Below are 25102 nucleotides of genomic sequence, written 5' to 3' on the forward strand. Positions count from 1 at the left end.
CCGGCATGGAATATGCGTTGGCCGTTCATGCGCCGCGAAGCCCGACATCGAATCGGGATAGGGCGTTCCGATCGTTACCTGTACTCGAGAAGGCGCGCACGATGCGACGAGGTAGCGTGGGTCATTCGTGAGTTGAACAGCAGGACAATTCTGGAGGAGACATGAACTTACGCACTGTGGTTCTTGGGCTCGCGATCCTCGCATCGGCAGCCTTTAGCTCGCTGGCTGCACAGGCCGATTCGCAGCTTGACGGACTGATGAAAAACCCCGCCAACTGGGCGGCCCAGGCGGGCGACTATGCGAATCACCGCTATAGTCCGCTCAAGCAGATCAACGAGAGCAACGTCGGTAAGCTGCAGGTCGCATGGACCATGTCGACCGGCGTGCTGCGCGGCCACGAAGGCGCGCCGCTCGTGATCGGCGACACGATGTACATCCACTCGCCGTTCCCCAACAAGGTGATCGCGATCAACCTGAAGGATCAGACCTTCCTCTGGCAGTATCAACCGAAACAGGACGACCAGGTCATCTCCGTGATGTGCTGCGATACCGTGAATCGCGGCCTCGCCTACGGTGACGGCAAGATCTTCCTGCAACAGGCCGACACCAAGCTCGTCGCGCTCAACGCGAAGACCGGCGAGGTGGTGTGGACCGCGCAGAACGGCAACCCGAAAGCGGGCGAAACCAACACCAACGCGCCGCACGTATTCGGCGACAAGGTGCTGACCGGCATCTCGGGCGGCGAGTTCGGCGTGCGCGGGCGTCTGATCGCTTACGACATCAAGACCGGCAAGCCGGTCTGGACCGCGTACAGCACCGGCCCCGACAACGAAATGCTGCTCGACCCGCAAAAGACGATGACGTATGCCGACGGCAAGATGGTGCCGGTGGGCGCGGATTCGTCGCTGAAGTCGTGGAAGGGCGACCAGTGGAAGCTCGGCGGCGGCACCACGTGGGGCTGGTATGCGTGGGACCCGAAGCTGAACCTTGTCTACTACGGCACCGGCAATCCGGGCACGTGGAACCCGACGCAACGCCCGGGCGACAACAAGTGGTCGATGTCGATCTTCGCGCGCGACCTGAATACCGGCATGGCCCGCTGGGTCTACCAGATGACCCCGCACGACGAATGGGACTATGACGGCGTCAACGAGATGATCCTGTCGGACCTCACCATCGACGGCAAGAAGGTGCCCGCGATCGTTCACTTCGACCGCAACGGCTTCAGCTATACGCTCAATCGCGAAACCGGACAGCTGCTGGTCGCGCAGAAGTACGACCCGGCGGTGAACTGGGCCGATCGCGTCGATCTGCATAGCGGCCTGCCGATTCGCAACGCGGCCTACTCGACCCAGGCGGCCGGTTCCGACCACAACGTGAAGGGCATCTGTCCGGCCGCGCTCGGCTCGAAAGACCAGCAGCCGGCCGCGTTCGATCCGAACACGAACATGTTCCTCGTGCCGACCAACCATGTCTGCATGGACTACGAACCGTTCGATGTCGATTACGTGTCGGGCCAGCCGTATGTCGGCGCGACGCTGTCGATGTATCCGGGCCCGAACGAGAACAATGCGATGGGCAACTTCATCGCGTGGGACGCGAGCAAGGGCAAGATCCTCTACTCGAAGCCGGAGAAGTTCTCGGTATGGTCGGGCGTGCTCGCCACCGGCGGCGGCATCGCCTTCTACGGCACGCTCGAAGGCTACCTGAAGGCGGTCCGCATCAAGGACGGCAAGGAACTGTGGCGCTTCAAGACGCCGTCGGGAATCATCGGCAACGTCTTCACCTACGAGTACCAGGGCAAGCAGTATGTCGGCGTGTACTCGGGCATCGGCGGCTGGGCCGGCATCGGCATGGCAGCCGGTCTGGAAAAGTCGAACGAAGGTCTCGGCGCGGTCGGCGGCTATCGTGAGCTGGCGAAGTACACGGCGCTCGGCGGCACGCTGTTCGTGTTCGCGATTCCTAACGAAAAGAGCTGAATGAGGCGTTGAACGAGCGGGGCCATCTGCACGGGCACGGCCGGCGCATGGGTTGTATTCGATACAGTGCACCGGCCGTTTCGTCAGCCTTGCTGGACCCACGCATTACCCCGCGCGCCCCGTTTGCGGATGAGTCGATGAAACCGGGGGCGCGCCCAACCAGGAGACAGATGCATGAAAGGCCGATCAATCCTGTTGCTCGCGGCGTTGCCCGCCGCGTTCGTTCTGCTGCCCGCCGGATACGCCCAGAACAATGCCCCGAGTGCGCAGCAGGTTGCGTACAAGGTGGTCGACGGCAACAAGGTCGACAGCGCGACGCTGCTGGGATGGAAAACCTGGCGCGCGCTCGCTTGCGAACGCTGCCACGGCGCGCAGCAACAGGGCATGGTCGGGCCGTCGCTGATCGACGCGTTCAAGACGCTCGACAAGGACGAGTTTCACCGCACGGTGTTCGGCGGACGGGTGGCCAAGGGCATGCCCGATTTCAGTTCGAGCCAGATGATGCAGAAGAACTGGGAAAACCTGTATGCGTATCTGAAGGGTCGCTCCGATGGGCAGATCAAGCCGGGCGATCTGCAAGCCATCGACGCCAAATAACGCGTGGCGCTGTCATTCTTCCGGAGGCTCACGATGCGTGATAAGAGAAGCATGTCCGTGCATGTCGCCGTTATCGCCGGCGCGCTCTGTTGCGCGGCGCTCGCCAGCGCCGCGGTCCGGGCGGACGGCCCGGCGCTGCCGAACAACGACGGCGCGGACGGCGTGCTCAGAGTGTGCGCGGACCCGAACAACATGCCGTTGTCGAACAACAAGGGCGAGGGCTACGAGAACCGCATCGCGAGTCAGATGGCGAGCGATTTCGGCTACAAGCTCGAATACACGTATTTTCCGCAGCGCATGGGCTTCGTGCGCCACACGCTGCGCGAGAAGGAGGAGGGCAGCGAGCGCTTCAAGTGCGACCTGATCATCGGCGTGCCGAAGGGCTACGACATGACCTCGACGACGCAGCCGTATCTGCGCTCGACCTATGCGATGGTGCTGCCGAACCGTCCCGAGTTCGCGAACATCAAGACACCTGACGATCTGCTCAAGCTGCCGCCCGACGTGCTGCACAAGCTGCGCTTCGGCATCTTTACGCAGACGCCAGCCGTGGACTGGCTGCTCGGCCATAACCTGATCGACCAGGCCGTGTCGTACCGCGTACAAAGCGGCGATCCGGCCGAATACCCGGGGCAGATGATCGAGCAGGACCTGCGCGCGGGCAACGTCGACGTGGTGTTCCTGTGGGGGCCGATTGCCGGCTACTTTGCGAAGCGCGCCGGCGATTCAGTCCGGCTCGTGCCGTTCCCGGCGGGGCCCGGCATCCGCTTCGACTATACGATCTCGATGGGCGTGCGTTACGGCGAGAAGGCATGGAAGGACAAGGTGGATCAATGGATCGGCGCGAATCACGAGAAGATCGACGGCATCCTCGCCACCTACGAGGTGCCGATGCTCAAACCGGTCGACGTGCCGGCGCCGAAGCCGGGCGACGCGACCCAGTGAGGCCGCCGCGGCGCGCGTGGCTGCGCGCGCTCGGCGCCGTGGCGCTGGGGATGGCGGGGGTGCTGGCGGTCATGCCGTCCGCGGCATGGGCGGCGGCCGGCGACGACATCACGCCGGCCGAGCGTCTGATCTTCCTGACCGATCATCTGCATGGCGTCGCCGCGCAGACCGAACTCGATTACGCGCTGATCGATTCCAGGCAGCCGTCGCATAGCGCCGACACCATCAAGGTGCTCGTGGTGAGCGAGGACAACGCGAAGGGCGACGCGCAGGTCTCGGACCATAGCGGCAGCGTCGCGTTGCCGATCGGCGGGCTGCAGTGCAATCCGGCGATCATCTATTTTCTGGAGCACGACATCGCGGAGATGCAGGGCCTGACAGGCGGCCAGCGCCGCTATTTCCAGCAGCGCCTGCGCCTTGCACTCGCGGCGGGGCCGCGCATCGAGACCGTGCCGGGCGAGGTCGGCGGCAAGCAGGTCCGAGCGCGGCGCATCGTCGTGCAGCCTTATCTGAACGATCCGAACGCCGAGCGTTTCGCGCAATACACCGGAAAGCGCTACACATTCCTGCTCGCCGACGACGTGCCCGGCCAGGTCATGCAGATTCGCACCGACGTGCCGGGGCCGAACAACGACTTCGCGCATCCGGCGCACACGGAGACGCTGAGCTTCCAGTCGGTGCTGCGCAAGTTGCCGCCGGGGCAGGCGCCGGTCAAGCCGTCGAACGCGCCGAGGGCGAGCCGTTGAACGGGTGCGGCACGCGCCGCTGCGTTGCCGCGTGATCGTGCTGTACGCGTGCCGGGCGGGTTCGCATGCGCATGTGTGTTCGCACGTGCTCACGCGTTTGCCTGTGCTTACGCATGCATGCGCGGTTCGCGGCGTTTTTCCGCCACCACCCTCACCCCGTTTGATCCTCGCATTGGAGCCTACGCATGCTGATCGACACCAAGGACTACACACCGAAGCTGATGGCGGCCATCGGCCAACTCGGCACCGCCACGCCGGCCACCCTGGCGGGCTACCAGGCGCTCGACGGCGCCGCCGCCAAGGGCGGCAAGCTCGATGCGAAAACGCGCGAGCTGATCTCGCTCGCGGTCGCCGTGACGACCCGTTGCGACGGCTGCATCGCCGTGCATAGCGCGGCGGCCGCGCGCGCCGGGGCGAGCCGCGAAGAGGTGGCCGAAGCGCTCTCGGTGGCGATCGCCATGAATGCGGGCGCGGCGCTCGTCTATTCGGCGCGCGCGCTCGACGCGTTCGGCCAGCAGAGCGGCTAGTTCCGATGCCGGGCGGGCGCTTCGCGACGAACCGGGTCAAGCTGAATTTCATTCGCACGCTGACCCTGCGGCAGTTGCAGATTTTCGTCGTGGCGAGCCGCTACACGAGTTTCGCGCGCGCGGCCGAGGAACTGCATCTGACGCAGCCGGCCGTGTCGATGCAGATCCGCCAACTCGAGGACGCGGTCGGGCTGCGTCTGTTTGAACGCGTCGCGCGCAAGCTCACGCTCACCGAGGCGGGCGAGGTGCTCACGCATCGAGCGAGCCGCATCCTCGGCGAAATCAAGGACGCCGAAGACGCGATGATGTCGCTCAAGCAGGCCGACAGCGGCTCGATCAACGTCGGCATCGTCAGTTCCGCGACCTACTTCGCGCCGAAACTGCTCGCGCTCTATTCGCATCTGTACCCGAAGGTCGACGTGCACTTTTCGGTCGGCAATCGCGATGCGCTGCTGCGGCTTCTACAGGACAACGCGATCGACCTCGCGATCATGGGCCGCCCGCCGCCCGAACTCGACACGACCACGGAGCCGCTCGCGAGCCATCCGCAGGTCGTGATCGCGCCGCTCGATCATCCCTTGTGCGGCGCGCGCCGTTTCGATCTTCAGGAGCTGCGCGGCGATACGTTCCTGCTGCGCGAACCGGGCTCGGGCACGCGCATGGCCGCCGAGACGATGTTTCGCCAGCACCTCTTCACGCCCGCGAAGGTCGTTACGCTCGGCAGCAACGAAACGATCAAGCAGGCCGTGATGGCGGGCATGGGCGTGAGCCTGATCTCGCTGCATACGCTGCTGCTCGAACTGCGCACCGGCGAGATCGCGCTGCTCGACGTGAACGGCACACCCATCGAGCGCACCTGGCAGATCGTGCATCTGCGCACGAAGCCGCTTTCGCCGACCACGACGATGTTCCGCCAGTTTCTGCTCGACCATGCGGCGACGCATCTGGAGCGCGAGTACGCGGAATTCGCGAACCGGTTGGCGAAGCCTGCGGCCGGCACGGGGCGGGGATAGGTGCCGGCTTTGTTCAGCGCGTATGAGCTTCACGTGCGCCGCTATCGCCGATGGCACAGTGTGTACCCGCATGCCGTGACAGGCTGACAAGTATTCCTGACAGATATTCGCAAGCGACATACCTCGTGCCGCGCATGGGCGCGATCGGCACAAACCGTGCTTGACCCGATGCCGGCGAGCTGCGAGCGCGGCACGCGGCGAGGCCGGCAGGATCGCGAACAGTTACACGCACAGGCACGCGAGCAAGGCCTGCGCGCAGGCACAGGCAAGCCCACCATCCACCCGGAGGAGATCGCAGCGATGAGTTCCGGCGAGCAGCTTCAGGACTGGCGCTCTCACGCCCAGCAGATCGAAAACGAAGTCGCCAAGGTCGTCATCGGCCAGCAGCAGACCCTGAGGCTCATCAACGTTGCGCTGTTCGCCCGGGGTCACGTGCTGCTCGAAGGCGGGGTCGGGGTCGGCAAGACCACGGTGTTGCGGGCGTTCGCGCACGTGGTCGGCGGCGAGTTCGAGCGCGTCGAAGGCACGATCGACCTGATGCCGGGCGACCTCGTCTATCACACCTATGTCGACGCCGACGGCAAGCCGCGCATCGAACCGGGCCCGCTCTTGCGGCACGGCGAGCAGTTGACCACCTTCTTCTTCAACGAGATCAACCGCGCGCGTCCGCAGGTGCAGTCGCTCCTGCTGCGCGCGATGGCCGAGCGTTCGGTGCTCGCGTTCGGCCGCGAGCACCGTTTTCCGCACATGACCGTGTTCGCGGACCGCAACAAGGTCGAGAAGGAAGAAACCTTCGAACTGGCTTCGGCCGCGCGCGACCGCTTCCTGTTCGAGCTGAACATGCCGACGCCCGCCGACGAGGACGCGCGGCGCGCGCTCGTATTCGACACGGCGTTTCATGACGTCGACCGCCTGCTCTCGCAACTGACGGCGTCGGTCGTGCCGTGGCAGCAGTTGAACGCGATCGGCGCGGCGATCCAGCAGGGCGTGCAGGCGAGCGAGGCGATCGAGCGCTACGTGCTCGACATCTGGCAGGCGACGGAAACGCCGCTGCGCTTCGGCATCACGCTCGACGGCGTCGACATGCAGCAACTGATTCTCGCGGGCGCGAGCCCGCGCGGCATGAGCGCGCTATTGCGCGCCGCGCGCGTGGTCGCATGGCTCGCGGGCCGCTCGCATCTGATACCGGAGGACATTCACGAAGTGCTGCTGCCGGCGCTCGGGCATCGCGTGTTCTTCACGCCGATCTACGAGTTGCGCCGCCAGGAACTCGCCGAGGCGCTGATCTTGCAGATCATGGCCAAGGTCGCGGTGCCGCGCTGAACGCACGGGCCCTGGAACCGATCCGGATCATGAACGGCACCGCGGAATTCCACTACCGTTTGCCGATACGCGCGGGCGGCGCGCGGCCCGGTTCGCATCAAGGCGCGAGCTTCGGCTCGGGGCAGCAGTTCGCGATGCACGGGCGGCTGTTCGACTATCCCGACCCGCGCCGTCTCGATCTGCGTGCGAGCCTGCGCGCGGCGCGCTCGGAATGGCTCGTGCGGGTCCATCTGCAACGCGTGGCGGTGCAGGTGATCGTGATCGTCGACGTCTCGGCGTCGATGCGGTTCGGCTCGCGTCAGACCAAGCTGCACGTGGCCGCCGATTTCGTCGAGGCGCTCGGCTACAGCGCGTTTCGCGTCGGCGACCGGCTCGGCATGCTCGCATTCGATGCGAGCGAGCGCGACGATCTCTTCGTGCCCGCGCGCAATGGCCGCGGCATGGGCCATCTGCTCGCGACGATGCTGCGCGAGTGTACGAGCCATGCGGCCGGGCGCGGCGCGCGCGAAGGATTGCACCGCTGCGTGACGCGTCTTGCCGGACGCCAGGCGCTCGTGTTCGTGGTGTCCGACTTTCATTGGCCGCTCGCGCAACTGTCGCCGGTGCTCGACATGCTCGTACATGCCTGCGTGGTGCCGATGGTCGTGTGGGACGAGGCGGAGATCGCGCCGCCGCGTCATGCGTCGCTGCTGGCCGTCAACGATGCCGAGTCGGGCGAGGAGCGCATGGTGTGGCTGCGCGGCGATATGCGCGAGCGCTGGCGCGATGGGGTCGCGCGCCGCCGAGAGGAACTGGCCGGCGTGTTCGGCGCGCGCGGCATCCGGCCGTTCTATGTCGAAGGCGGGTTCGATCCCGAAGCGATGTCGCGCTACTTTCTGGAGATGACGGCATGAGATCGTGCGGGCTTCGGCGTGCGCTTCGATGCGGCTTCATCCGTGCGTTGAAGGAGCCGGCGCGGCGCGCGTCGCGGCTGGTGGCAGCCGGTGTTGCAAGTGTTGCATGTGCTGTGTTTGCTGCGTTTGCCGTGTATGCCGCGTTTGCGCTGAGCGGCAACGCGGCGACGGCCGCCACAGCCACAGCCGCCACGACCGCGACCGTCATCGCCACCGTGCAGGAGCCCCGCGCATTCGGCTACGTACTCGGCGACGTGCTGACGCAACGCGTGCTATTGCAGGCCAACGGCCAGGACCTCGGCGTGGTCACGCCGCCTTCGGTCGGCCGCACTGGTCTCTGGCTCGAACGCCGGCCCGTGTCGCTCGAAACCGATGCGGACGGCCGCCAGTGGATGGTGATCGCGTATCAGGTCGTCAACGCGCCGCAGACGCTCACGCAAATCGCGCTGCCCGCGTTGACGCTGAGTTCGGCCGCCGGCCAGCAACTGCAGGTGGCCGAATGGCCCGCGAGCATCGGCCCGCTGACGCCCGCGAATCCGTTTGCCGGCGGCGATCTGCTGCCGTTGCGGCCCGATCGCGCGGCACCCTTGCCGACGACGGCCGGCCTGCGCCGCCAGATCGCGTGGGCGCTCGGCCTGTTGCTGGCGACGCTGCTCGCGTGGGCCGGCTGGTGGGGCTGGCGCAATCGGCGCGAGTCGGCGCGGTTGCCGTTCGCGCGCGCATGGCGGCGCATGCAGGGACTCGCGGACCCGCAGGCGGCGGCTTCGAGCGATGCCTGGTTCTGTCTGCATCAGGCGCTCAACGAAACGGCCGGGCAGGTCGTGCATGCGGGCTCGCTACCTGGCCTCTTCGCGCGCGCGCCGCATCTGCAACCGCTGCGCGCGCAGCTCGAACGCTTCTATCAGGTGTCGGCGGAGCGTTTCTTCGCGCCCGCGCCGCCTGCCGCCGAGTTTCCGTTGCAGGCGCTGTGCCGCGCGCTGTATCGGGCCGAACGGCGCCATCAGCGATGACCATGGCGCTCGATTTCGACTGGCCGTGGCTGCTGGTTCTGCTGCCGCTCGCCGTGCTGCCGTTGCTGCCGCGGCGCAGCGATACGCTCGTGTTTTCGAGCGTCGCATGGCTGCCGGTCGATCGCGTCGGACGCTGGGCCGGCCGGCTCGCGCGCGCTTGCGGCGTGCTTGCGATCGCGGCGATCGTGGTCGGGCTCGCCGGGCCGGGTCGTTCGCAGCTACAGGTGCAGCGCACCGGCAGCGGCGCGCAGATTCTGATCCTGATGGATCGCAGCGCGAGCATGGACGAGCCGATGGGCAGCAAGGGCGTCGAGTCGCCGCGCGGCGAGTCGAAGAACAAGGTGGCGCGCGCCTCGCTGACGAGCTTTATCGGGCAGCGTCCCAACGACCGGCTCGCGTTCATGATGTTCGGCACGAGCCCGATTCTCGCGATGCCGTTCACGTACAACCATCGCGTGATCGAGCAGGCGGTTGCCGCGACCGCGATCGGTCGCGGCATGCCGGATACGCAGCTCGATCGCGGCATGCTCGCGGCCATCGCCCAGTTCGAGGGCCGGCCCACCTCGGGGCGCCGCGCGATCGTGCTCGTTTCCGATGGCGGCGCACGGCTCGACGAAACCGTGCAGCGGCGCATTCGCGAGGGCCTGCAACGCAACCAGCTCGCGCTGTACTTCATCTATCTGCGCAGCAGCGTGTTCAGCCCCGATCTGAATGCGCGGCTGCCCGCCGGCGAGTCGTCGGCGGAAGCGGAGTTGCATCGCTATTTCCTTTCGCTCAAGACGCCTTACCGGCTGTTTCAGGCCGAGGACGCGAAGGGCATGATGGCGGCCATCGCCGAGATCAACCGGCAGCAGAACGCGCCGACGACGTTTATCGAACATTTGCCGAGGCAGGACTGGAGTCCGTATTGCTTCGCGGTCGCGCTGGTGTGCGTGGCGGTTCTGGTCGGGCTGCGTCTCTTTCAGGTCAGGAGCTGGGCATGAAACGCAGATGGATTCACGCCGCGTTCGGCACTGTCGCGATCTGCTGTGCCGCGTGGGCCGCGTATGGCGGCATGCGGCTTCGGCATGCCGGGCAGGTCGAGCAGGCGATCGCGGCTGTGACGCAGGCGCCGGGCGTCGCGCAGGCCGCGAATGCGGGCGCGGATGGCGGCCGTGGCGGTGATGAGCCGCCGCAGGTGCAGCTCGCGCGTGCGATGGCGCTCTCGAAAGCGGGCGCCTACGACGCGGCGGGACGGCTCTACAACGGCCTGATCCACGAGGGGCGGCTCGACGGGATCGGTCTTGCGGCGCTGTTCGATCTCGGCAATATGTATCTGCGCGAAGGCAGCGGTGGCGACGGCGAGGCGCGAGCAGTCAGATCGCTGGCGATGATCGGCGAGGCGAAGGCGCGCTACCGGATGGCGCTGCGCGCCGCGCCCGACGACTGGGATGTGCGCTACAACCTCGAACGCGCGCTCTGGCTCGCACCGGAGACGCAGTCCGCGCCCACGCTGCCCGATGTGAAAGAGCAGCACAACATCAAGCTGCGCGACCCGCAGAGCCAGGATTTGCCATGAGCGGCGCCATGCGCGAGCGCGGTTTCGCGAGACTGCGCCACGGCCTGACGCCGCTCGCGCTCGTCGCGCTGATCGCGGCGGTGGCGATGCCGGACGTGACGCTGCCGCGCGCCGCGTTCAGCTATATCGTGACGTTCGACATCACGCAGAGCATGAATGTCGAGGACGTCAGCCTGAACGGCGAACCGGTGAGCCGACTGAGGTTCGCGCAGGCCGCGATGCGCGACGCGCTCGGCCGCCTGCCGTGCGGCTCGAAGATCGGCTGGAGCGTGTTCACGGGGCAGCGCAGTTTGCTGTTGCTGCCGCCCGTCGAGGTGTGCGCGAACTATGACGCACTGCTTGTCTCGCTCGACGGTATCGACGGGCGCATGCGCTGGACCAACTGGAGCCGTATTGCCGAAGGCGGCGTTTACTCGGCCGTGCGCGTTGCGCAGGACGTCGGCGAAAACGCGGCGATCGTCTTCGTGACCGACGGGCAGGAAGCGCCGCCCGTGTCGGCATCGCGCGCGTTGATGCCGGGTATCAATCCCGCGCGCATCCGGGGCTGGCTGATCGGCGTGGGCGGCGATCAGCCAGCGGCGATTCCGAAGAGCGACGCCGACGGCAACCGCATCGGCTACTGGCAGGCCGACGACGTGATCCAGGTGCCGGACACGCCGGGGTCTGCCACGAACGCGCAGACGCACGAGGAGTTGTCCGAACTGCGCGGCCAGTACCTAGCGTCGGTGGCCGGGCAAACGGGCCTCGACTATCACCGGCTTTGGACCACGGCTTCGTTGGGCGATGCGCTGCTCGACCCGCGCTTCGCCCGCCGCGAACCGGTGCCGAGCGATTTGCGCTGGATTCCGGCGCTCCTCGCGTTGGTGCTGCTGGTCGTGCGGTTCGTGCCCGATGTGGCCTGGCAACGGCTGCGCGCGGGCCGTCAACGCATCGGGACGACCGTTTGGCGCTTTGGGGCGGCAGCGGGGGCGCGCAAGCCTCGGGTTGAATGAGCACTGTGCTGCGCTGAGCTGAGTGCCGCGCTGAACGTCGCGCGCGACACCTGTCGTTCGGCATGGGTGGGACCACGCGGCCGTGCTTACGCAGCCTGCTTCACGCGCTGCTTCTCTTCGAGTTCGCGCACGAGCGGCAGCACGCGCTTGCCGAAGTACTCCACTTCCTCGATGAAGTGCAGAAAGCCGGCGAGCACGAGATCGACGCCGACCGACTTCAGTTCGACGATGCGCTCGGCAATCTGCTGCGGGGTACCGATCAGATTCGTGCGGAAGCCGTCGTTGTATTGCACGAGGTCTTCGAAAGTGGATTTGGCCCAGTTGCCTTCGCCTTCGGGCGACGCCTTGCCGGCCTGCCGGACCGCATCGCCGAACGCATCGACCGCCTCGACGTGAGCGTGGCGGATGATGTCGTCGAGCACGGCCCGCGCTTCTTCCTCGGTATCGCGTGCAATCACGAATGCGTTTACGCCGATGCGTACCGTGTGATGGTTTTTCGCCGCCTTCGCCTGAATGTCGTTGATCTGCGCCTTGAGGTTGTCCGGCGTGTTGCCGTTCGTGAAGTACCAGTCCGACACGCTCGCGGCGTTGTCGCGCGCGGCGCGCGAACTGCCGCCCTGGAAAATCTCGGGGTGCGGCTTCTGCACCGGCTTGGGACTCAGCGTGTACTGGTTGAAGCGATAGAAGTCGCCCTTGAACGTGAAGTTGTCCTGTGTCCAGATGCCTTTGAGCGCCTCGATGAATTCGTGCGAGCGGCGATAGCGTTCGTCGTGTTCGAGCCACGGCTCGCCGATCGCGGTGAACTCGCCCTTGAACCAGCCGCTCACGACGTTGATGCCGATGCGGCCGTTCGAGATGTGATCGATCGTGGCGATCTGCTTGGCGACCACGGCCGGATTCCACGGACCGGGCAGGATCGCCGCCAGCACCTTGAGCTTCGTGGTCGCGTGCAGCAAGGCCTGGCTGAACGATACCGACTCGTGCTGATACTCGGCGTTGTAGCCGGCCGTGAAGCGGATCTGGCTCAGCGCGTAGTCGAAGCCGGCCCGCTCGGCGGTTTGCGCGAGCTTCTGGTTGTATTCGAGGCGCCAGTCGGTGCGCTGCTCGATCGTGCTGACGACGAGGCCGCCGCTCACGTTGGGCACCCAGTAGGCGAACTTCACGGCGTCGTCATGCGAGAGGGAATGGCTCATGCGAATTACCTCATGAAGTGATGGAACGGTGCGGGCGGCGCGCGGTGCGTTGTGATGGATGGGATCGGACAGGACCTGTAACGAGCCTGTCAGGAGCCGTGGGACCCGCGCCGACGATTGTTCAATGTAGCGAGCGGGCACGCCGAAGCGAACCAATAAAAGTTCAGAATCAAAGCAGGTTTGGCGCTATGGCGTGGGGCTGGGGTGAATAACGGGTGAGCAGCGGGTGAGGCTCGCGCGGCACGAGGCCGCCGCGTTGGGACGCGCGGCGCGGTTGCCGACGCTCCTGGCGGTAAAAAACGAACGCGCGCAAATGGCGCCGACGGCCCGCGACGCGTTGCAGCATCGGGTTTATCACTCCAGCAGATAACCGTATCGGATTTGCTTCGTTGGCTTTGCGTGCGCGGGCCGGTAAATTCGTCTGACTGAACGCGCCTTGGGGGCTTCGCTCCCCTGGTGTCCGCTGAACAGTTCCGACGACGAGCTTCCCGTGACGACTACCGCTTCCGCCGCGCGCGGCACCTTTGCTACCCCGCCGGCCGGCGCCGCCGCCCGTTTCCATGCCAGCCAGCACATCGAGATTCGCGCGTTCGACGGCCCGCTCGGCGCCGAAGTGCTCGGTCTCGATCTCGCCCAGCCGCTTGCCGCCGACGACTTCGCGCGCATTCACCGCGCGCATCTCGAACACCACGTCCTCGTGTTTCGCGAGCAACGCATCACGCCCGAGCAGCAGATCGCCTTCAGCCGCCGCTTCGGTCCGCTGCAGATTCATGTGCTGCATCAGTTCGGGTTGCCGGGCCACCCCGAGGTGCTGGTGGTGTCGAACATCGTCGAGAACGGCAAGCCGATCGGCCTCGGCGACGCCGGTCACTACTGGCACTCCGATCTGTCGTACAAGGACAAGCCGAGCCTCGGCTCGCTGCTGCATGCGCAGGAGTTGCCCGCGGAAGGCGGCGACACGCTGTTCGCGAACATGCACCTCGCGTGGGACACGTTGCCCGCGCATCTGCGTGAGGCGGTAGAAGGGCGCGCGGCCGAACACACCTACCTCGCGAAATACGCGGAATTGCAGCAGCGCAGCCCGTGGCGGCCAAATCTGTCCGCCGAGCAGATCGCCCAGGTGAAGCCGGTCGTGCATCCGATCGTGCGCACGCATCCGGAGACGGGCCGCAAGGCGCTGTTCGTCAGCGAGCACTTCACGACGCGCGTCATCGGCATGCCCGAAGACGAGAGCGAAGCCTTGCTCGCGGAACTGTTCGCGCACAGCGTGCGCCCCGAGCATCTGTACCGGCATCGCTGGGCCGAGCACGACATGGTGTTCTGGGACAACCGCTCGCTCATGCATCTCGCGGCCGGCACGCCCGATCATCTGCGCCGCAAGCTGTATCGCACGACGATCGAGGGCGATGCGCCGTTCTGAGCGTCACGTCTTTCATCACCCCAACACCGATCGCACCGCACGCCGACTGGAGTTTCAATGCCGTTCCGTTTTCGTTCGACCGCCGCGCGGCCGTCGTTTGCCCGCCGTTGCACGGCGTTATTGCTGAGCCTGTCGATGGGCGCCGCGGGTTTCTCTGTGTCTGCGCCCGCGCATGCCGAAGGCCGGATTCGTGTCGCCGAGCAGTTCGGCATCGTTTATCTGCTGCTCAACGTGGCGCGCGACCAGCAGTTCGTCGAGAAGGAAGGGCGCAAGGAAGGGCTCGACATCAAGGTCGACTGGGTCCAGCTCTCGGGCGGCTCGGCGATCAACGACGCGCTGCTGTCGGGCGCGGTCGATATCGCCGGGGCCGGCGTCGGCCCGTTGCTGACGATCTGGGACCGCACGCGCGGCCGGCAGAACGTGAAGGGCGTCGCGTCGCTCGGCAATCTGCCGTACTACCTCGTGAGCAACAACCCCAACGTGAAGACGATTGCCGATTTCACGGAGAAGGACCGCATCGCATTGCCGGCCGTGAACGTTTCCGTGCAAGCGCGCGTGCTGCAATACGCGGCGGCCAAACGGTGGGGCGACAAGGACTACAACCGGCTCGACCCCTACACGCAGGCGTTGCCGCATCCCGACGCGGCCGCGGCGATCATCGCGGGCGGCACGGAAATCACCGGGCATTTCGGCAACCCGCCGTTTCAGGAGCAGGAACTGGCCGGCAATCCGAAGGCGCATATCGTGCTCAATTCGTACGACGTGCTCGGCGGGCCGAGTTCGGCGACGGTGCTCTACGCCACCGAAAAATTCCGCAACGGGAATCCGAAGACGTATCGCGCGTTCGTCGCCGCGTTGGCCGACGCCGCGCAATTTATCAACGCGAATCCGCAGGCCGCGGCCGATATCTATATCCGCACGAACCAGTCGAAGATCGATCGCAATCTGCTCGTGAAGATCATCACGAATCCGCAGGTGCAGTTCAAGGTCGCGCCGCAGAACACGTTCGGGCTCGCGCAGTTCATGCATCGCGTCGGTGTTATCAAGAACGAACCGGCTTCCTGGAAGGACTATTTCTTCGACGATCCGGCGACGGCCGCCGGAAGTTGAATCGAGGTTGAACATGAAATCAGGCACGACACCGCTTATCGATCCGACGCTCTCGCAGGGGGGGCTCTGATGGCGGCCAATCCTACCCTGCTGTTTCCCGAGCACGCCGCGCCGGCGACCAGCGGCAAGCTGCTCACGGTCGAAAACGTGAGCCTCGAATACCGCACGCGCGAGCGGCTCGTGCGCGCGACCCACGACGTGAGCTTCGACGTCTACGGCGGCGACCGCTTCGTGCTGCTGGGGCCGTCCGGCTGCGGCAAGTCCACGCTGCTCAAGGCGGTGGCCGGCTTTATCGAGCCGAGCGCGGGTGCGATCACGCTCGACGGTCAACGCGTGCGCGGCCCCGGCGCCGATCGCATCGTCGTGTTCCAGGAGTTCGATCAGTTGCCGCCGTGGAAGACGGTCGCGCAGAACGTCGCGTTTCCGCTGCGCGTCGCGCGGAAGCTCTCGAAAGCCGAAGCCCACGAGCGCGCGTTGCACTATCTCGACAAGGTCGGGCTTGCCGCGTTTGCGCAGGCTTATCCGCATACGTTGTCGGGCGGCATGAAGCAGCGCGTCGCGATTGCCCGCGCGCTCGCGATGCAGCCGCGCGTGCTGCTGATGGACGAACCGTTCGCCGCGCTCGATGCGCTCACGCGCCGCAAGATGCAGGAAGAACTGCTGCGGCTGTGGGAAGAGGTGAATTTCACGCTGCTGTTCGTCACGCATTCGATCGAGGAGGCGCTCGTGGTCGGCAACCGGATTCTGTTGTTGTCGCCGCATCCGGGCCGCGTGCGTGCCGAGCTCAATAGCCATCAGTATTCGCAGGACAGCTTCGGGCGTGCCGATTTTCAGCGCAGCGTCGCGCGCATTCATCACCTGCTGTTCGAGCAAACCGAAGCGACCGAACAGAACGAGACGACGGAGATCGTGCAATGAGTACGCCCGCTACGCTATGGCCGCCGGTTCGCGACGAATATGAGCGGCCGCTCGAATCGCTTGCACTGCCTGACTCGCTCGCGCCCGAAGCGCCGTTGTCGCCGGCAACGCGTCTGTTCGCGCAGGGCTGGTTGCGCAAGACGCTGATTGCGCTGGTGCTGATCGGCGCATGGGAAGTTGCCGCGCGCATCATCGACAACGATCTGCTGCTGCCGACCTTCGGCGCGACGTTCAGCGCATTCGTGCAGGGCGTGTGGTCGGGCGAACTGCTCGTGAAGACTGCGGTGTCGCTATCCGTGCTGCTGCGCGGCTATCTGCTCGGGGCCGCGCTCGCTTTCGTGCTTACGTCGCTCGCGGTGTCGACCCGCGTGGGGCGCGATCTGCTGTCGATGCTGACCGCGATGTTCAACCCGTTGCCGTCGATCGCCTTGCTGCCGCTCGCGTTGCTCTGGTTCGGCCTCGGCACCGGCAGCCTGCTGTTCGTGCTCGTGCATTCTGTGCTGTGGCCGCTCGCGCTCAATACGTACTCGGGCTTTCAGGCGGTGCCGGCCACGCTGCGCATGACCGGGCGCAACTATGGTTTGACGGGCATGCGCCACGTGCTGCTGATTCTGGTGCCGGCCGCCTTGCCGTCGATTCTGGCCGGCCTGCGCGTGGGCTGGGCGTTTGCGTGGCGCACGCTGATCGCGGCCGAACTCGTGTTCGGCGCCAGTTCCGGCAGCGGCGGGCTCGGCTGGTACATTTTCCAGAATCGCAACGAGTTGTACACGGATCGTGTTTTCGCGGGGCTGGCCGCCGTGATCGTGATTGGTTTGCTGGTCGAGCATCTCGTGTTCGATACGCTCGAACGCGTGACAGTGCGGCGCTGGGGTGTGCAGCAGTAAGGGGCGCGCAGGGGGGCGGTGTGTCGTGAGTGGGCCGCGCGTCGGCGGCTTATTCTGCCGTCTTATGTCGCTGTCTTAGGCCACTGCCTACTGCCTCACGCCGCTATCTCACGCCGCCGCATAGCCCAGATGCGTCGCCGCCGTGCCCGCCAGTGCGAGCAGTTTGTCGTCGTCGGCGGGTTCGTCGGGGACCACGTACAGATCGGCGATATCGGTCACCGGATCGCTGAATGGCGTCGGACAACGGTGCTGCGAGACGAGAAAGTCGCTGATCGGCGACGCATCGGCCACGTCGAGAAACGTGCCGATGCTTGCCGCCGTCGTGCGCGGGTCTTCGATCACCCGGCGATACGACACGTTGAGCGCGCGGTCCGCGGGAATCTCGGCGAAGAAGCCGATGATCTCGTTCACGTATTGCTCCCAGACGCGGATGCCGTCTTCGATCGAGCCGATCCAGTGCTTGCGCAGCAGCGAATTGGCGACGTGGCGCGGATCGCGGTGAATATGAATGAAGCGCGCCTGCGGCAGCAATTCGCGTATCAAGCGCAGACACGACCCCGAACGCGGCAGACGTTCGATCGAACCGGCGTGTCCCGACAGCACGGTCGGGTCGGCATAGGACGGATGCTTGTCGCCCCAGATCGGTGCAGTCATGCCGAGTTCTTCGCGATAGAAACGCTCGACCCACGGCCCCAGCGTGCGACGGCAGAAATGGCGAAAGTGCTCGCGCTGGGCCACGCCGAGCAGATCGGGCCGAGTGCCGCCCGCTTCGAGCGTGTTCTTGAGCAACGCGAAAATCCGGCATTCGTTGGTCAATTGAATGAGCGGATGAACGTTGAGGACGGAGCAGAGAAAGGTCGTGCCGGATCGCGGCGAACCGACGATGAAAAGCGGGGAAGAGTCCATATGTCATCCTGAGCATTCATCGTTCACAGCATACGCACGACAGATGGCGAGAACCTGACGCGGGCGTGACCGTTCTGAGCGGCTGCGCGTGCCGTTGTATGTATCTGCTGCGAGCAAGCGGCATACCATCGCGCCGTTCGCCGCGCACAAGGCGGCACGGGCAAATTTCCGGTTGCCCCCGGCTGCGCCTTGGACTACAAATTTAAGGTTATGCCCCCGCTTAACGGAGAAGGAGAGTGCCGCCATGGGAATGCGCCCCGATCCCACTTTTCATGCCTCGCCGAAACTCGCGATGGACGCGCCAGCGGAGGAATACGCCTACACGGCGTTGCTGAGTCCCGATTTTTCGCAGCCCGATGCGCTTGCCGTGATCGACGTGAAGCCCGGTTCGCCGACGTATAGCCAGGTCGTTCATACGGTGCAGGTGCCGTACAAGGGCGACGAGTTTCATCATTTCGGCTGGAACGCGTGTTCGTCCGCGCTTTCGCCGTTGACCGGCCATGCGTTTCTCGAACGGCGCTATCTGATCGTGCCGGGCATGCGTTCTTCGCGCATCTATATCGTCGATACGAAGCCGCATCCGACCCAGGCGAAGATCCACAAGATCATCGAGCCCGAGGAAATCTTCCGCAAGACCGGCTATTCGCGTCCGCACACCGTGCATTGCGGACCGGAAGGCATTTACGTCAGCACGCTCGGTGGCGCGGGCAAGGACGGCACCGAAGGGCCGCCGGGGATTTTTATCATCGACTGTCAGACGTTCGAGGTGCTCGGCCGCTGGGAGATCGAACGCGGCGCGCAGGAAAAGCACTACGATTTCTGGTGGAATCTGCCGCGCGACTATATGGTGTCGAGCGAATGGGCACTGCCGCCGCAATTCGAAAACGGTATCGTGCCGGAAGATCTGCTCGCGAATAAGTACGGACACCGCGTGCACTTCTGGGATCTGCGCGCGCGGCGCAACGTGCAGACACTCGATCTCGGCGCGCATCATCAGATGGCGCTCGAAGTGCGGCCCGCGCACGATCCGAGCCGCGAGTACGGCTTTGTCGGCGTCGTGGTCGATACGACCAATCTCGAAGGTTCGATCTGGACGTGGTGGCGCGAAGGCGGGACATTCCACATCGAGAAGACCGCGACGATTCCGCCCGAACCCGCGCCCGCCGACGAATTGCCGCCGCTGCTGCGAGGCTTCGGCGCGGTGCCGCCGCTCGTCACCGACATCGATCTGTCCATCGACGACAAATTCCTCTACGTTGCCTGCTGGGGAACCGGCGAGATGCGCCAATACGACGTGAGCGAACCGCGCAAGACGAAGCTGACGGGCTCGGTGCGTATCGGCGGAATCGAGCGGCGCACACCGCATCCGAACGGCAAAACTTTCTCGGGCGGACCGCAAATGGTCGAGATCAGTCGCGACGGCCAACGCGTCTATTGGACCAATTCGCTCTATTCGACGTGGGACGACCAGTTCTATCCCGACGGCGTGCCCGGCGTACAGGTGATGGCGCACGCGGCGCCGAACGGCGGCCTCACGCTGTCCGACGACTACTGGGTCACGTTTCCCGACGGCTACCGCGCGCATCAGATCCGGCTCGAAGGCGGCGACTGTTCGACCGATTCGTTCTGCTACCCGTCGGTGGGCGTTTGAGCGGCGTCGTTTCGCCGCAAACCGGCCTGTGGCTGGCCGTCCTCGCGAGTGGTGTGTATCACGGGCTCAATCCCGCGATGGGGTGGCCGCTCGCCGTGTCGAATGCGTTAATGGAGCGGCGCATCCAGGCACTGTGGAGCGCGCTCGTCTATCTCGCCGTGGGGCACGTCCTCGCGATTCTGCTGATGATGCTGCCATTCGCGATGCTGCTCGGCGTGCTCGCGTGGCAGCATGAAATACAGGTTGGCGCGAGTGTGCTCGTGATCGGCTTCGGCATCGTTTTGCTGATTCGGCGCCGTCATCCGCGCGTGCTCGCGAGAATTCCGCCGTCGCGTCTTGCGCTCTGGTCGTTCGCGGTGGCGCTCGCGCATGGCGCCGGGCTCATGCTCGTGCCGATCTACCTCGGTCTGTGCCGTGCCGACGATCCCGACGCTGCGCATCGGGCCGCGCGAACGCTGATTGCAACGAGTCTACGCATGGCGGTATCGGTCTCCGTCATTCACGCGGCCGCGATGATGATGGCCGGTGGATGGCTTGCATGGCTCGTCTATCGCTACCTCGGGCTCCGGTTCGTCTCGCGCAGCTGGTTCAATCTCGATGCGCTGTGGGCGTCGAGTCTGATTCTGGTTGGCGCGTTGTCGTTGATCCTGAATGCGGGTATGGGTAGCATGCCCGGCGTGTCCGGTATGTCGGGCATCGGCGGCTGAATAGATTCGGGCTACAGATCGAAGCCCATCTGTTCGCGGCCCATCAGCGTCAGGTCAGCCGCCGTTGCACGTCCGACGAAATCGGCTTCGAAATGGTCGGCCGGAAAGTCGGGCGGGCTCGTGCCGTCACAAAAGCTCGCCAGTTGCCGCTTCAGATAGGCATCGTTCTTCGCGCACGACGGCGCCGACGCGATGTACATCACGTTGCTATAGCCCTTGCCGCGATGCGCGTCCTCGACCGCGTGAATCACGTCGCTGTGCCAGAAGACCGTGTCGCCGGCCTGCATCAGCGGAATCGACGAAAGGGCCTGAAATAGCGGCGCGTGGTACTCAGGTTTGATCGACAGCGCGCGGCCCGGCATCGCGCCGCAGAGGTCGTCGTCGGCGACGTCGTCCTGCAACGCGCGCAGCAGGATATAAGCCATCGCGTTCGCGATCGGTACGAGCTGAAGCGTGCCGTCGCCGGGACCTTGCGGCGTGAGCGCGGTCCAACTCTGGAAGGTGCGGAACATCGAGCATACCGCGGGCGACGGAATTTCCTCGACCTCGGTTCGCCAGGCGGCATCGAACGGATCGTAGGCGCGCCAGTTGCCCGAGAACACATGTCGATACACCTCGCGGAAATTTGCTTCGATCCAGCGCTCGACCGAGCCGCCGTCGCAATGCGCGGACAGTCCCAGCGATGCCGAGCCGGGCGGCCGGCGGCGCAGACGGTCCGCGTAAACGGGCACGCGCTCAGGGTCGAAATGCACGCGGCCTTCGCTTTCGCTGCGCCATAGGCGGTTCAGAAACACGCGCGCCTGCGTGAGCGCGGGAGACTGCCGCGCGAGTACCTGCGGCTTCGACCAGTACACGCCGTAAATCTGCGGCTTGCTCGACGCGAGTTGGCCGAAGTACTTGTCTTCCGCGCGGTTGAGCAGCTTCGCATCGAGGTTGTTGCTCTCGACGTAGTGAGCGATATCTCGATCCCATTGCTCGACGAGTTCGCGCTCGAACACCTGGCGAATCACGCACGCGCCGCGCGCTTTGACGAGTGAGATCTGGTCGGCGCTCACGCGATTCGCCGCGATGTCCGCGAAGCGGATCTCGGGAATCACGGCTTCGCCGCGTTCGCGCAGCGCCGCGATCTGTTGCGCTTCGCGGGTCATCGCCGCTTCGACTTCGGCGAATACCTCGCGGTAATTGGGCAGCCTGTCGCGCAGTTCCCGTTTGGCTTTTCCGATGGCTGCCGGCAGGTCGTCAATCTGTAATGCCATGGCGTCGTCTCCGTTATCGATGGTGATGGCGATGTCGAAAGCGTACTGCGGCGCAGCTCATGCCAGTGATATGATCGGGCCAATCTTTTTGCGAATCCGGTCATGAAGGCAGCCTACGAGCGCGTCGATTTCGGTGCGAGCTGTTCGGTGCGGGTGTACCACCGGCGTCTGCCGCGAATCCCGTTCGAATGGCACCATCACCCGGAATACGAATTGACGCTGACGATGAACAGTCGCGGCAAACGGTTCATCGGCGATTCGGTGGCCGTGTACGGCGACGACGATCTCGTGCTCGTGCCGCCGAATCTGCCGCATACGTGGGCGTCGAATCGTTCGATCGATGCAGCGGCGCCGCAGGTCGCAATCGTGATCTGGTTCGACGGCGCCTGGGTACGCCGTCTCGCCGACGTCTGTCCCGAGTACAACGGTTTATGCAATCTGCTGCGGCGCGCGGCCTGCGGGCTCGCTTTTGAAAACGGCGCGGGAACGCGTTTGCGCGGCGAACTCGAGCGGCTGCTGTCGGCCGATCCGCGCGAACGTCTGAAGGCCGTGCTCGACGTGCTGGACTGGCTCGCGCAAACGCCGGGGGCGCCGCTCGCGTCGCCGGGTGCATTCGATGCGCATACGGGGGCGCCGTCCGGTTATCAGCCCGATCAGCTCAATCGCGTGCTGGCGCTGATCGACACGCAGTTCGCGCATCCGTTGCGGCTGGCGACGCTGGCAAAAGCATCGGGTCTCTCGGAGCGTTCGCTGACGCGCCACTTCACACAGCATCTCGGCGAGAGCGTGGGGCGCTATATCGCGCGCGTGCGGATCGGTCATGCATGTCGGCTGCTGACCGGCACGGGCTTGCCGGTCTCGGTGATCGCGACACGCTCGGGATTTGCGAACGTCGCCAATTTCAACCGACAGTTCAAGACAGCGAAGGCACTGACACCGGCCGCATACCGGCAGCAATTCACGGGAACACGGCAGGCGGAAGACGAAACCGTGCCGCCGCTGACTGAGCGTTCGCCTTCGTTGAGTACAGGGCGACGGGCGGCAAGGCGTGGCCGATAGCCGGCGCCATGAATGGGCGAGTACCTGCCTTGCCTCATGCCGCGAGCTTGCCGCCCGCGTTCGTTTCAGGTAAATGATGCAAACCCGCATTGGCCATTACTGGCATGCCTCACCATCCCGTTCGAATGGATTCGACGACCGCCACTGCTGCACCGAATTTCGACGTTCACCTGCTCGACGTGCCACGTGCGCGCGCAGCCGGTATCGAAGTCTTCTGTCTTACGTTCGACTTTGACGCGACGCTCGACCACCCCTGTTTCGCCGTGCTTTCCGCCGACGAGCGCGCGAAAGCCGCGCGTTTCCAGCGCCACGAAGATACGCTGCGCCATGCGGCGACACGCGTCGTATTGCGCCGCCTGCTCGCCGAAAGAACCGGTGTGGCGGCTGCTGAATTGCGTTTCGAGCGGGATGCCGCGGGCCGGCCGCGACTCGTGCCGGCTCAGGAGCCGCAGCCCGACTTCAACGTATCGCATTCAGGCCGGCATGCCTTGATCGCGATTGCCGCGCGGGGCAGGGTTGGTGTCGACATCGAGGTCGCGCGCACGGACATGAACTGGCAGGCGCTGGTGCCCGCGGTATTCGCGCCCGGCGACGAGGCGTGCGTGGCGGCGTTGCCGGTGGAGCAGCGGGGCGATGCGTTCTTCAGCGTCTGGACCGCGAAGGAAGCGTTGTTGAAAGCGCTTGGCGTCGGCATCGGCGATGGCATGACGTGGTTTTCGGTGCTCGGCGAAGCACAGCATGAGCCGCGTGTCGAGGTCAGCGATGCGAGCGCGCGTAGGGCAAGCCTGATTACCGGGCTCGATGCGGTTTGGCTTGCCGTGTCGCCAGGTTATTGCGGCTGTATCGCATGGTCGCGCGATGCCGCTGTACGTTCCGGGTGAACGCTCTGTGTGAGTACTCGGGGTAAGCGCGACGCGCATTGCATGAATAGCAACAGCACACTCGCGCGTTACGGCGCCAGCTCTTTACCGTCGCGCTGTGCATTGGCCGTGCTGAACAACTGCTTCAGCCTCGCGTTGACGGCAATCAGTTCCTGCACGGGCGCGGCCGCGAGTTGCTGATCGAAGAGCGTGAGCACCTGGCCGAGCAGGGCATAGGCATCGCTATCGACGGCACAGACGCCTGTTTCGAGTCCCGCCTGACGGCAACGCAAAATGACGCTTTCGGCGTCGCGAAACAGATCGGGCATCGCGGCGCCATAGCCGCGTTGATTGAGCAGCATCGTCATATAGATGGCTTGCGCCATGCTGCCGACGTGATACTGATTGCCGACGCCGCTGCGCAATGCTTCGAGCGTCATGTGATAGTCGAGCGAGATTTCGCCCGCTTTGGCCGGCACGATCGGTTGCAGCATCGCCTTCGAGCGCGACGGGGCCGATTTCGCGTGTGCTTCGTGAGGAGGGCTGGCTTTTCTGGCCATAAGCTCACTGACGCGGCCGGCTCGCGCCGGGCCGCGACATCATCTGGAACCTGATGAAGTGTCCATTGAAGCGGGACACGCTCACGCCGCGTGAAATGCGCTGCCGTTTCCGTTAGCTCATATGCAGACCGCCGTTCAGCGAGAAGTCGGCACCCGTCGCGAAGCCCGCGCTTTCCGAGGCGATCCACGCGACGATCGAGGCGATTTCTTCCGGTTCGCCGAGGCGCTTGACCGGAATGCTCTCGACGATCTTCGCGAGTACTTCGGGCTTGACCGCGCGCACCATGTCCGTGCCGATATAGCCGGGCGATACGGTGTTGACCGTCACGCCCTTGGTTGCGACTTCCTGCGCCAATGCCATCGAGAAGCCGTGAATGCCGGCTTTCGCGGTGGAATAGTTGGTTTGCCCGAACTGGCCTTTCTGGCCGTTGACCGACGAGATGTTGATGATGCGGCCCCAGCCTCGCTCGACCATGCTGTCGATGACCTGCTTGGTCACGTTGAACAGGCTCGTGAGATTGGTGTCGATCACCGTGTTCCAGTCTTCATGCGTCATCTTGCGGAATACGCCGTCGCGCGTAATACCCGCGTTATTGACGAGCACGTCGACTTCGCCGACTTCCTTCTTGACCTTTTCGAACGCTTTCGCGGTGGATTCCCAATCGGCGACGTTACCTTCCGATGCGACGAAGTTATAACCTAGCGCTTTCTGTTCTTCGAGCCATCGGGTCTTGCGTGCCGAATTCGGGCCGCAGCCCGCGATGACCGTGTAATTTTCCTTGTGCAGGCGCTGGCAGATTGCGGTACCGATACCGCCCATGCCGCCGGTTACGTAGGCAATACGATTTGCCATAAGTCCTCCTTCTTTCTGGGGTGGTGTGCAGCGAGTCGATTCGGAGGATGGGGATATTATTGGCAGCCGCCCGCAGGCCGGACGATGGGCATTTTTACCTACGGGTTAACTGCCAATCGCACGGCCGGAGCGCGGCTCGATC

At 65.0% G+C, this 25102-nt stretch carries 25 protein-coding genes; 20 read left to right on the forward strand and 5 right to left on the reverse strand.

Annotated elements, in window-relative coordinates; genetic code table 11:
- Window positions 1–161: 161 nt before the first annotated feature.
- The 12 genes from F3J19_RS07740 to F3J19_RS07795 all read left to right on the forward strand — a co-directional run bounded on the left by F3J19_RS07740 (window position 162) and on the right by F3J19_RS07795 (window position 11583).
- The gene (locus tag F3J19_RS07740) at window positions 162–1979 is read left to right on the forward strand and encodes a methanol/ethanol family PQQ-dependent dehydrogenase (RefSeq protein ID WP_167039462.1); all 1818 of its coding nucleotides are present in this window, start codon (window positions 162–164) and stop codon (window positions 1977–1979) included.
- A 174-nt stretch (window positions 1980–2153) separates the two neighbouring features.
- Window positions 2154–2576 (forward strand): c-type cytochrome, encoded by a 423-nt coding sequence (locus F3J19_RS07745; protein WP_167039464.1) that lies wholly within the window; start codon window positions 2154–2156, stop codon window positions 2574–2576.
- A gap of 33 nt (window positions 2577–2609) precedes the next feature.
- A complete protein-coding gene (locus tag F3J19_RS07750) occupies window positions 2610–3521 on the forward strand; it encodes a substrate-binding domain-containing protein (protein ID WP_167039466.1) in 912 nt (303 codons plus the stop codon).
- 50 nt (window positions 3522–3571) lie between these two features.
- Window positions 3572–4267 carry a hypothetical protein gene (locus F3J19_RS07755; RefSeq protein ID WP_205192682.1) on the forward strand — a complete coding sequence of 232 codons (696 nt, stop codon included), beginning with the start codon at window positions 3572–3574 and terminating at the stop codon, window positions 4265–4267.
- Between the two features lie 221 nt (window positions 4268–4488).
- Window positions 4489–4794 (forward strand): carboxymuconolactone decarboxylase family protein, encoded by a 306-nt coding sequence (locus F3J19_RS07760; protein ID WP_240158832.1) that lies wholly within the window; start codon window positions 4489–4491, stop codon window positions 4792–4794.
- A gap of 41 nt (window positions 4795–4835) precedes the next feature.
- On the forward strand, window positions 4836–5807 hold the full coding sequence (locus F3J19_RS07765) for a LysR family transcriptional regulator (RefSeq protein WP_205192684.1): 972 nt from the start codon (window positions 4836–4838) through the stop codon (window positions 5805–5807).
- Between the two features lie 300 nt (window positions 5808–6107).
- Window positions 6108–7130, forward strand: coding sequence for a MoxR family ATPase (locus tag F3J19_RS07770; protein WP_167039473.1), 1023 nt, complete (start codon window positions 6108–6110; stop codon window positions 7128–7130).
- 29 nt (window positions 7131–7159) lie between these two features.
- Entirely contained in the window at window positions 7160–8023 is an 864-nt protein-coding gene (locus F3J19_RS07775; RefSeq protein WP_167039475.1) for a VWA domain-containing protein, read from the forward strand.
- A 113-nt stretch (window positions 8024–8136) separates the two neighbouring features.
- Entirely contained in the window at window positions 8137–9033 is an 897-nt protein-coding gene (locus F3J19_RS07780; RefSeq protein WP_345891010.1) for a calcium incorporation protein MxaA, read from the forward strand.
- Window positions 9030–10016 carry a vWA domain-containing protein gene (locus F3J19_RS07785; RefSeq protein WP_167039477.1) on the forward strand — a complete coding sequence of 329 codons (987 nt, stop codon included), beginning with the start codon at window positions 9030–9032 and terminating at the stop codon, window positions 10014–10016. Before F3J19_RS07780 ends, F3J19_RS07785 begins: the two co-directional genes overlap by 4 nt.
- A complete protein-coding gene (locus F3J19_RS07790; RefSeq protein ID WP_167039479.1) occupies window positions 10013–10591 on the forward strand; it encodes a tetratricopeptide repeat protein in 579 nt (192 codons plus the stop codon). Before F3J19_RS07785 ends, F3J19_RS07790 begins: the two co-directional genes overlap by 4 nt.
- The gene (locus tag F3J19_RS07795; RefSeq protein WP_167039481.1) at window positions 10588–11583 is read left to right on the forward strand and encodes an MxaL protein; all 996 of its coding nucleotides are present in this window, start codon (window positions 10588–10590) and stop codon (window positions 11581–11583) included. Before F3J19_RS07790 ends, F3J19_RS07795 begins: the two co-directional genes overlap by 4 nt.
- 86 nt (window positions 11584–11669) lie before the next feature.
- Here the strand turns inward: F3J19_RS07795 and sfnG are convergent, their stop codons facing one another.
- Window positions 11670–12776, reverse strand: coding sequence for a dimethylsulfone monooxygenase SfnG (sfnG, locus tag F3J19_RS07800; RefSeq protein WP_167039483.1), 1107 nt, complete (start codon window positions 12774–12776; stop codon window positions 11670–11672).
- Between the two features lie 574 nt (window positions 12777–13350).
- On the opposite strand from sfnG, the gene F3J19_RS07805 reads away from it, so the two are divergent.
- The 4 genes from F3J19_RS07805 (at window position 13351) to F3J19_RS07820 (ending at window position 17108) form a co-directional block, all read left to right on the forward strand.
- Complete coding sequence (locus tag F3J19_RS07805) at window positions 13351–14196, forward strand: TauD/TfdA family dioxygenase (protein WP_167039914.1); 846 nt, start codon at window positions 13351–13353, stop codon at window positions 14194–14196.
- A gap of 57 nt (window positions 14197–14253) precedes the next feature.
- Window positions 14254–15306: an ABC transporter substrate-binding protein gene (locus tag F3J19_RS07810; protein WP_167039485.1), complete on the forward strand. Its 1053-nt coding sequence runs from the start codon at window positions 14254–14256 to the stop codon at window positions 15304–15306.
- Between the two features lie 69 nt (window positions 15307–15375).
- On the forward strand, window positions 15376–16224 hold the full coding sequence (locus tag F3J19_RS07815; RefSeq protein ID WP_167039487.1) for an ABC transporter ATP-binding protein: 849 nt from the start codon (window positions 15376–15378) through the stop codon (window positions 16222–16224).
- Complete coding sequence (locus F3J19_RS07820) at window positions 16221–17108, forward strand: ABC transporter permease (protein WP_167039489.1); 888 nt, start codon at window positions 16221–16223, stop codon at window positions 17106–17108. Before F3J19_RS07815 ends, F3J19_RS07820 begins: the two co-directional genes overlap by 4 nt.
- Before the next feature lie 108 nt (window positions 17109–17216).
- Here the strand turns inward: F3J19_RS07820 and F3J19_RS07825 are convergent, their stop codons facing one another.
- Complete coding sequence (locus F3J19_RS07825) at window positions 17217–18014, reverse strand: sulfotransferase (protein WP_167039491.1); 798 nt, start codon at window positions 18012–18014, stop codon at window positions 17217–17219.
- 244 nt (window positions 18015–18258) lie between these two features.
- Between F3J19_RS07825 and F3J19_RS07830 the strand changes: the two genes are divergently transcribed.
- Complete coding sequence (locus tag F3J19_RS07830; RefSeq protein ID WP_167039493.1) at window positions 18259–19665, forward strand: selenium-binding protein SBP56-related protein; 1407 nt, start codon at window positions 18259–18261, stop codon at window positions 19663–19665.
- Window positions 19662–20372, forward strand: a complete 711-nt coding sequence (locus F3J19_RS07835) for a hypothetical protein (RefSeq protein WP_167039495.1) — start codon at window positions 19662–19664, stop codon at window positions 20370–20372. Before F3J19_RS07830 ends, F3J19_RS07835 begins: the two co-directional genes overlap by 4 nt.
- An 11-nt stretch (window positions 20373–20383) precedes the next feature.
- Here the strand turns inward: F3J19_RS07835 and F3J19_RS07840 are convergent, their stop codons facing one another.
- Entirely contained in the window at window positions 20384–21628 is a 1245-nt protein-coding gene (locus tag F3J19_RS07840; RefSeq protein WP_167039497.1) for a DUF1479 domain-containing protein, read from the reverse strand.
- Between the two features lie 102 nt (window positions 21629–21730).
- Here F3J19_RS07840 and F3J19_RS07845 point away from each other — a divergent pair, with 102 nt between their 5' ends.
- Together F3J19_RS07845 and F3J19_RS07850 are read left to right on the forward strand one after the other, a co-directional pair.
- Complete coding sequence (locus F3J19_RS07845; RefSeq protein WP_167039499.1) at window positions 21731–22687, forward strand: AraC family transcriptional regulator; 957 nt, start codon at window positions 21731–21733, stop codon at window positions 22685–22687.
- 125 nt (window positions 22688–22812) lie between these two features.
- Window positions 22813–23568: a 4'-phosphopantetheinyl transferase superfamily protein gene (locus tag F3J19_RS07850; RefSeq protein WP_167039501.1), complete on the forward strand. Its 756-nt coding sequence runs from the start codon at window positions 22813–22815 to the stop codon at window positions 23566–23568.
- 68 nt (window positions 23569–23636) lie between these two features.
- Here F3J19_RS07850 and F3J19_RS07855 read toward each other — a convergent pair whose 3' ends face one another.
- Both F3J19_RS07855 and F3J19_RS07860 read right to left on the reverse strand, forming a co-directional pair.
- Window positions 23637–24041 (reverse strand): Fis family transcriptional regulator, encoded by a 405-nt coding sequence (locus tag F3J19_RS07855; protein WP_167039503.1) that lies wholly within the window; start codon window positions 24039–24041, stop codon window positions 23637–23639.
- Window positions 24042–24219: 178 nt separating this feature from the next.
- Window positions 24220–24960, reverse strand: a complete 741-nt coding sequence (locus F3J19_RS07860) for a 3-ketoacyl-ACP reductase (RefSeq protein WP_167039505.1) — start codon at window positions 24958–24960, stop codon at window positions 24220–24222.
- Between the last annotated feature and the right edge of the window lie 142 nt (window positions 24961–25102).

It is taken from the genome of Burkholderia sp. Ax-1724, from assembly GCF_011752995.1.
Taxonomy (GTDB): domain Bacteria; phylum Pseudomonadota; class Gammaproteobacteria; order Burkholderiales; family Burkholderiaceae; genus Paraburkholderia.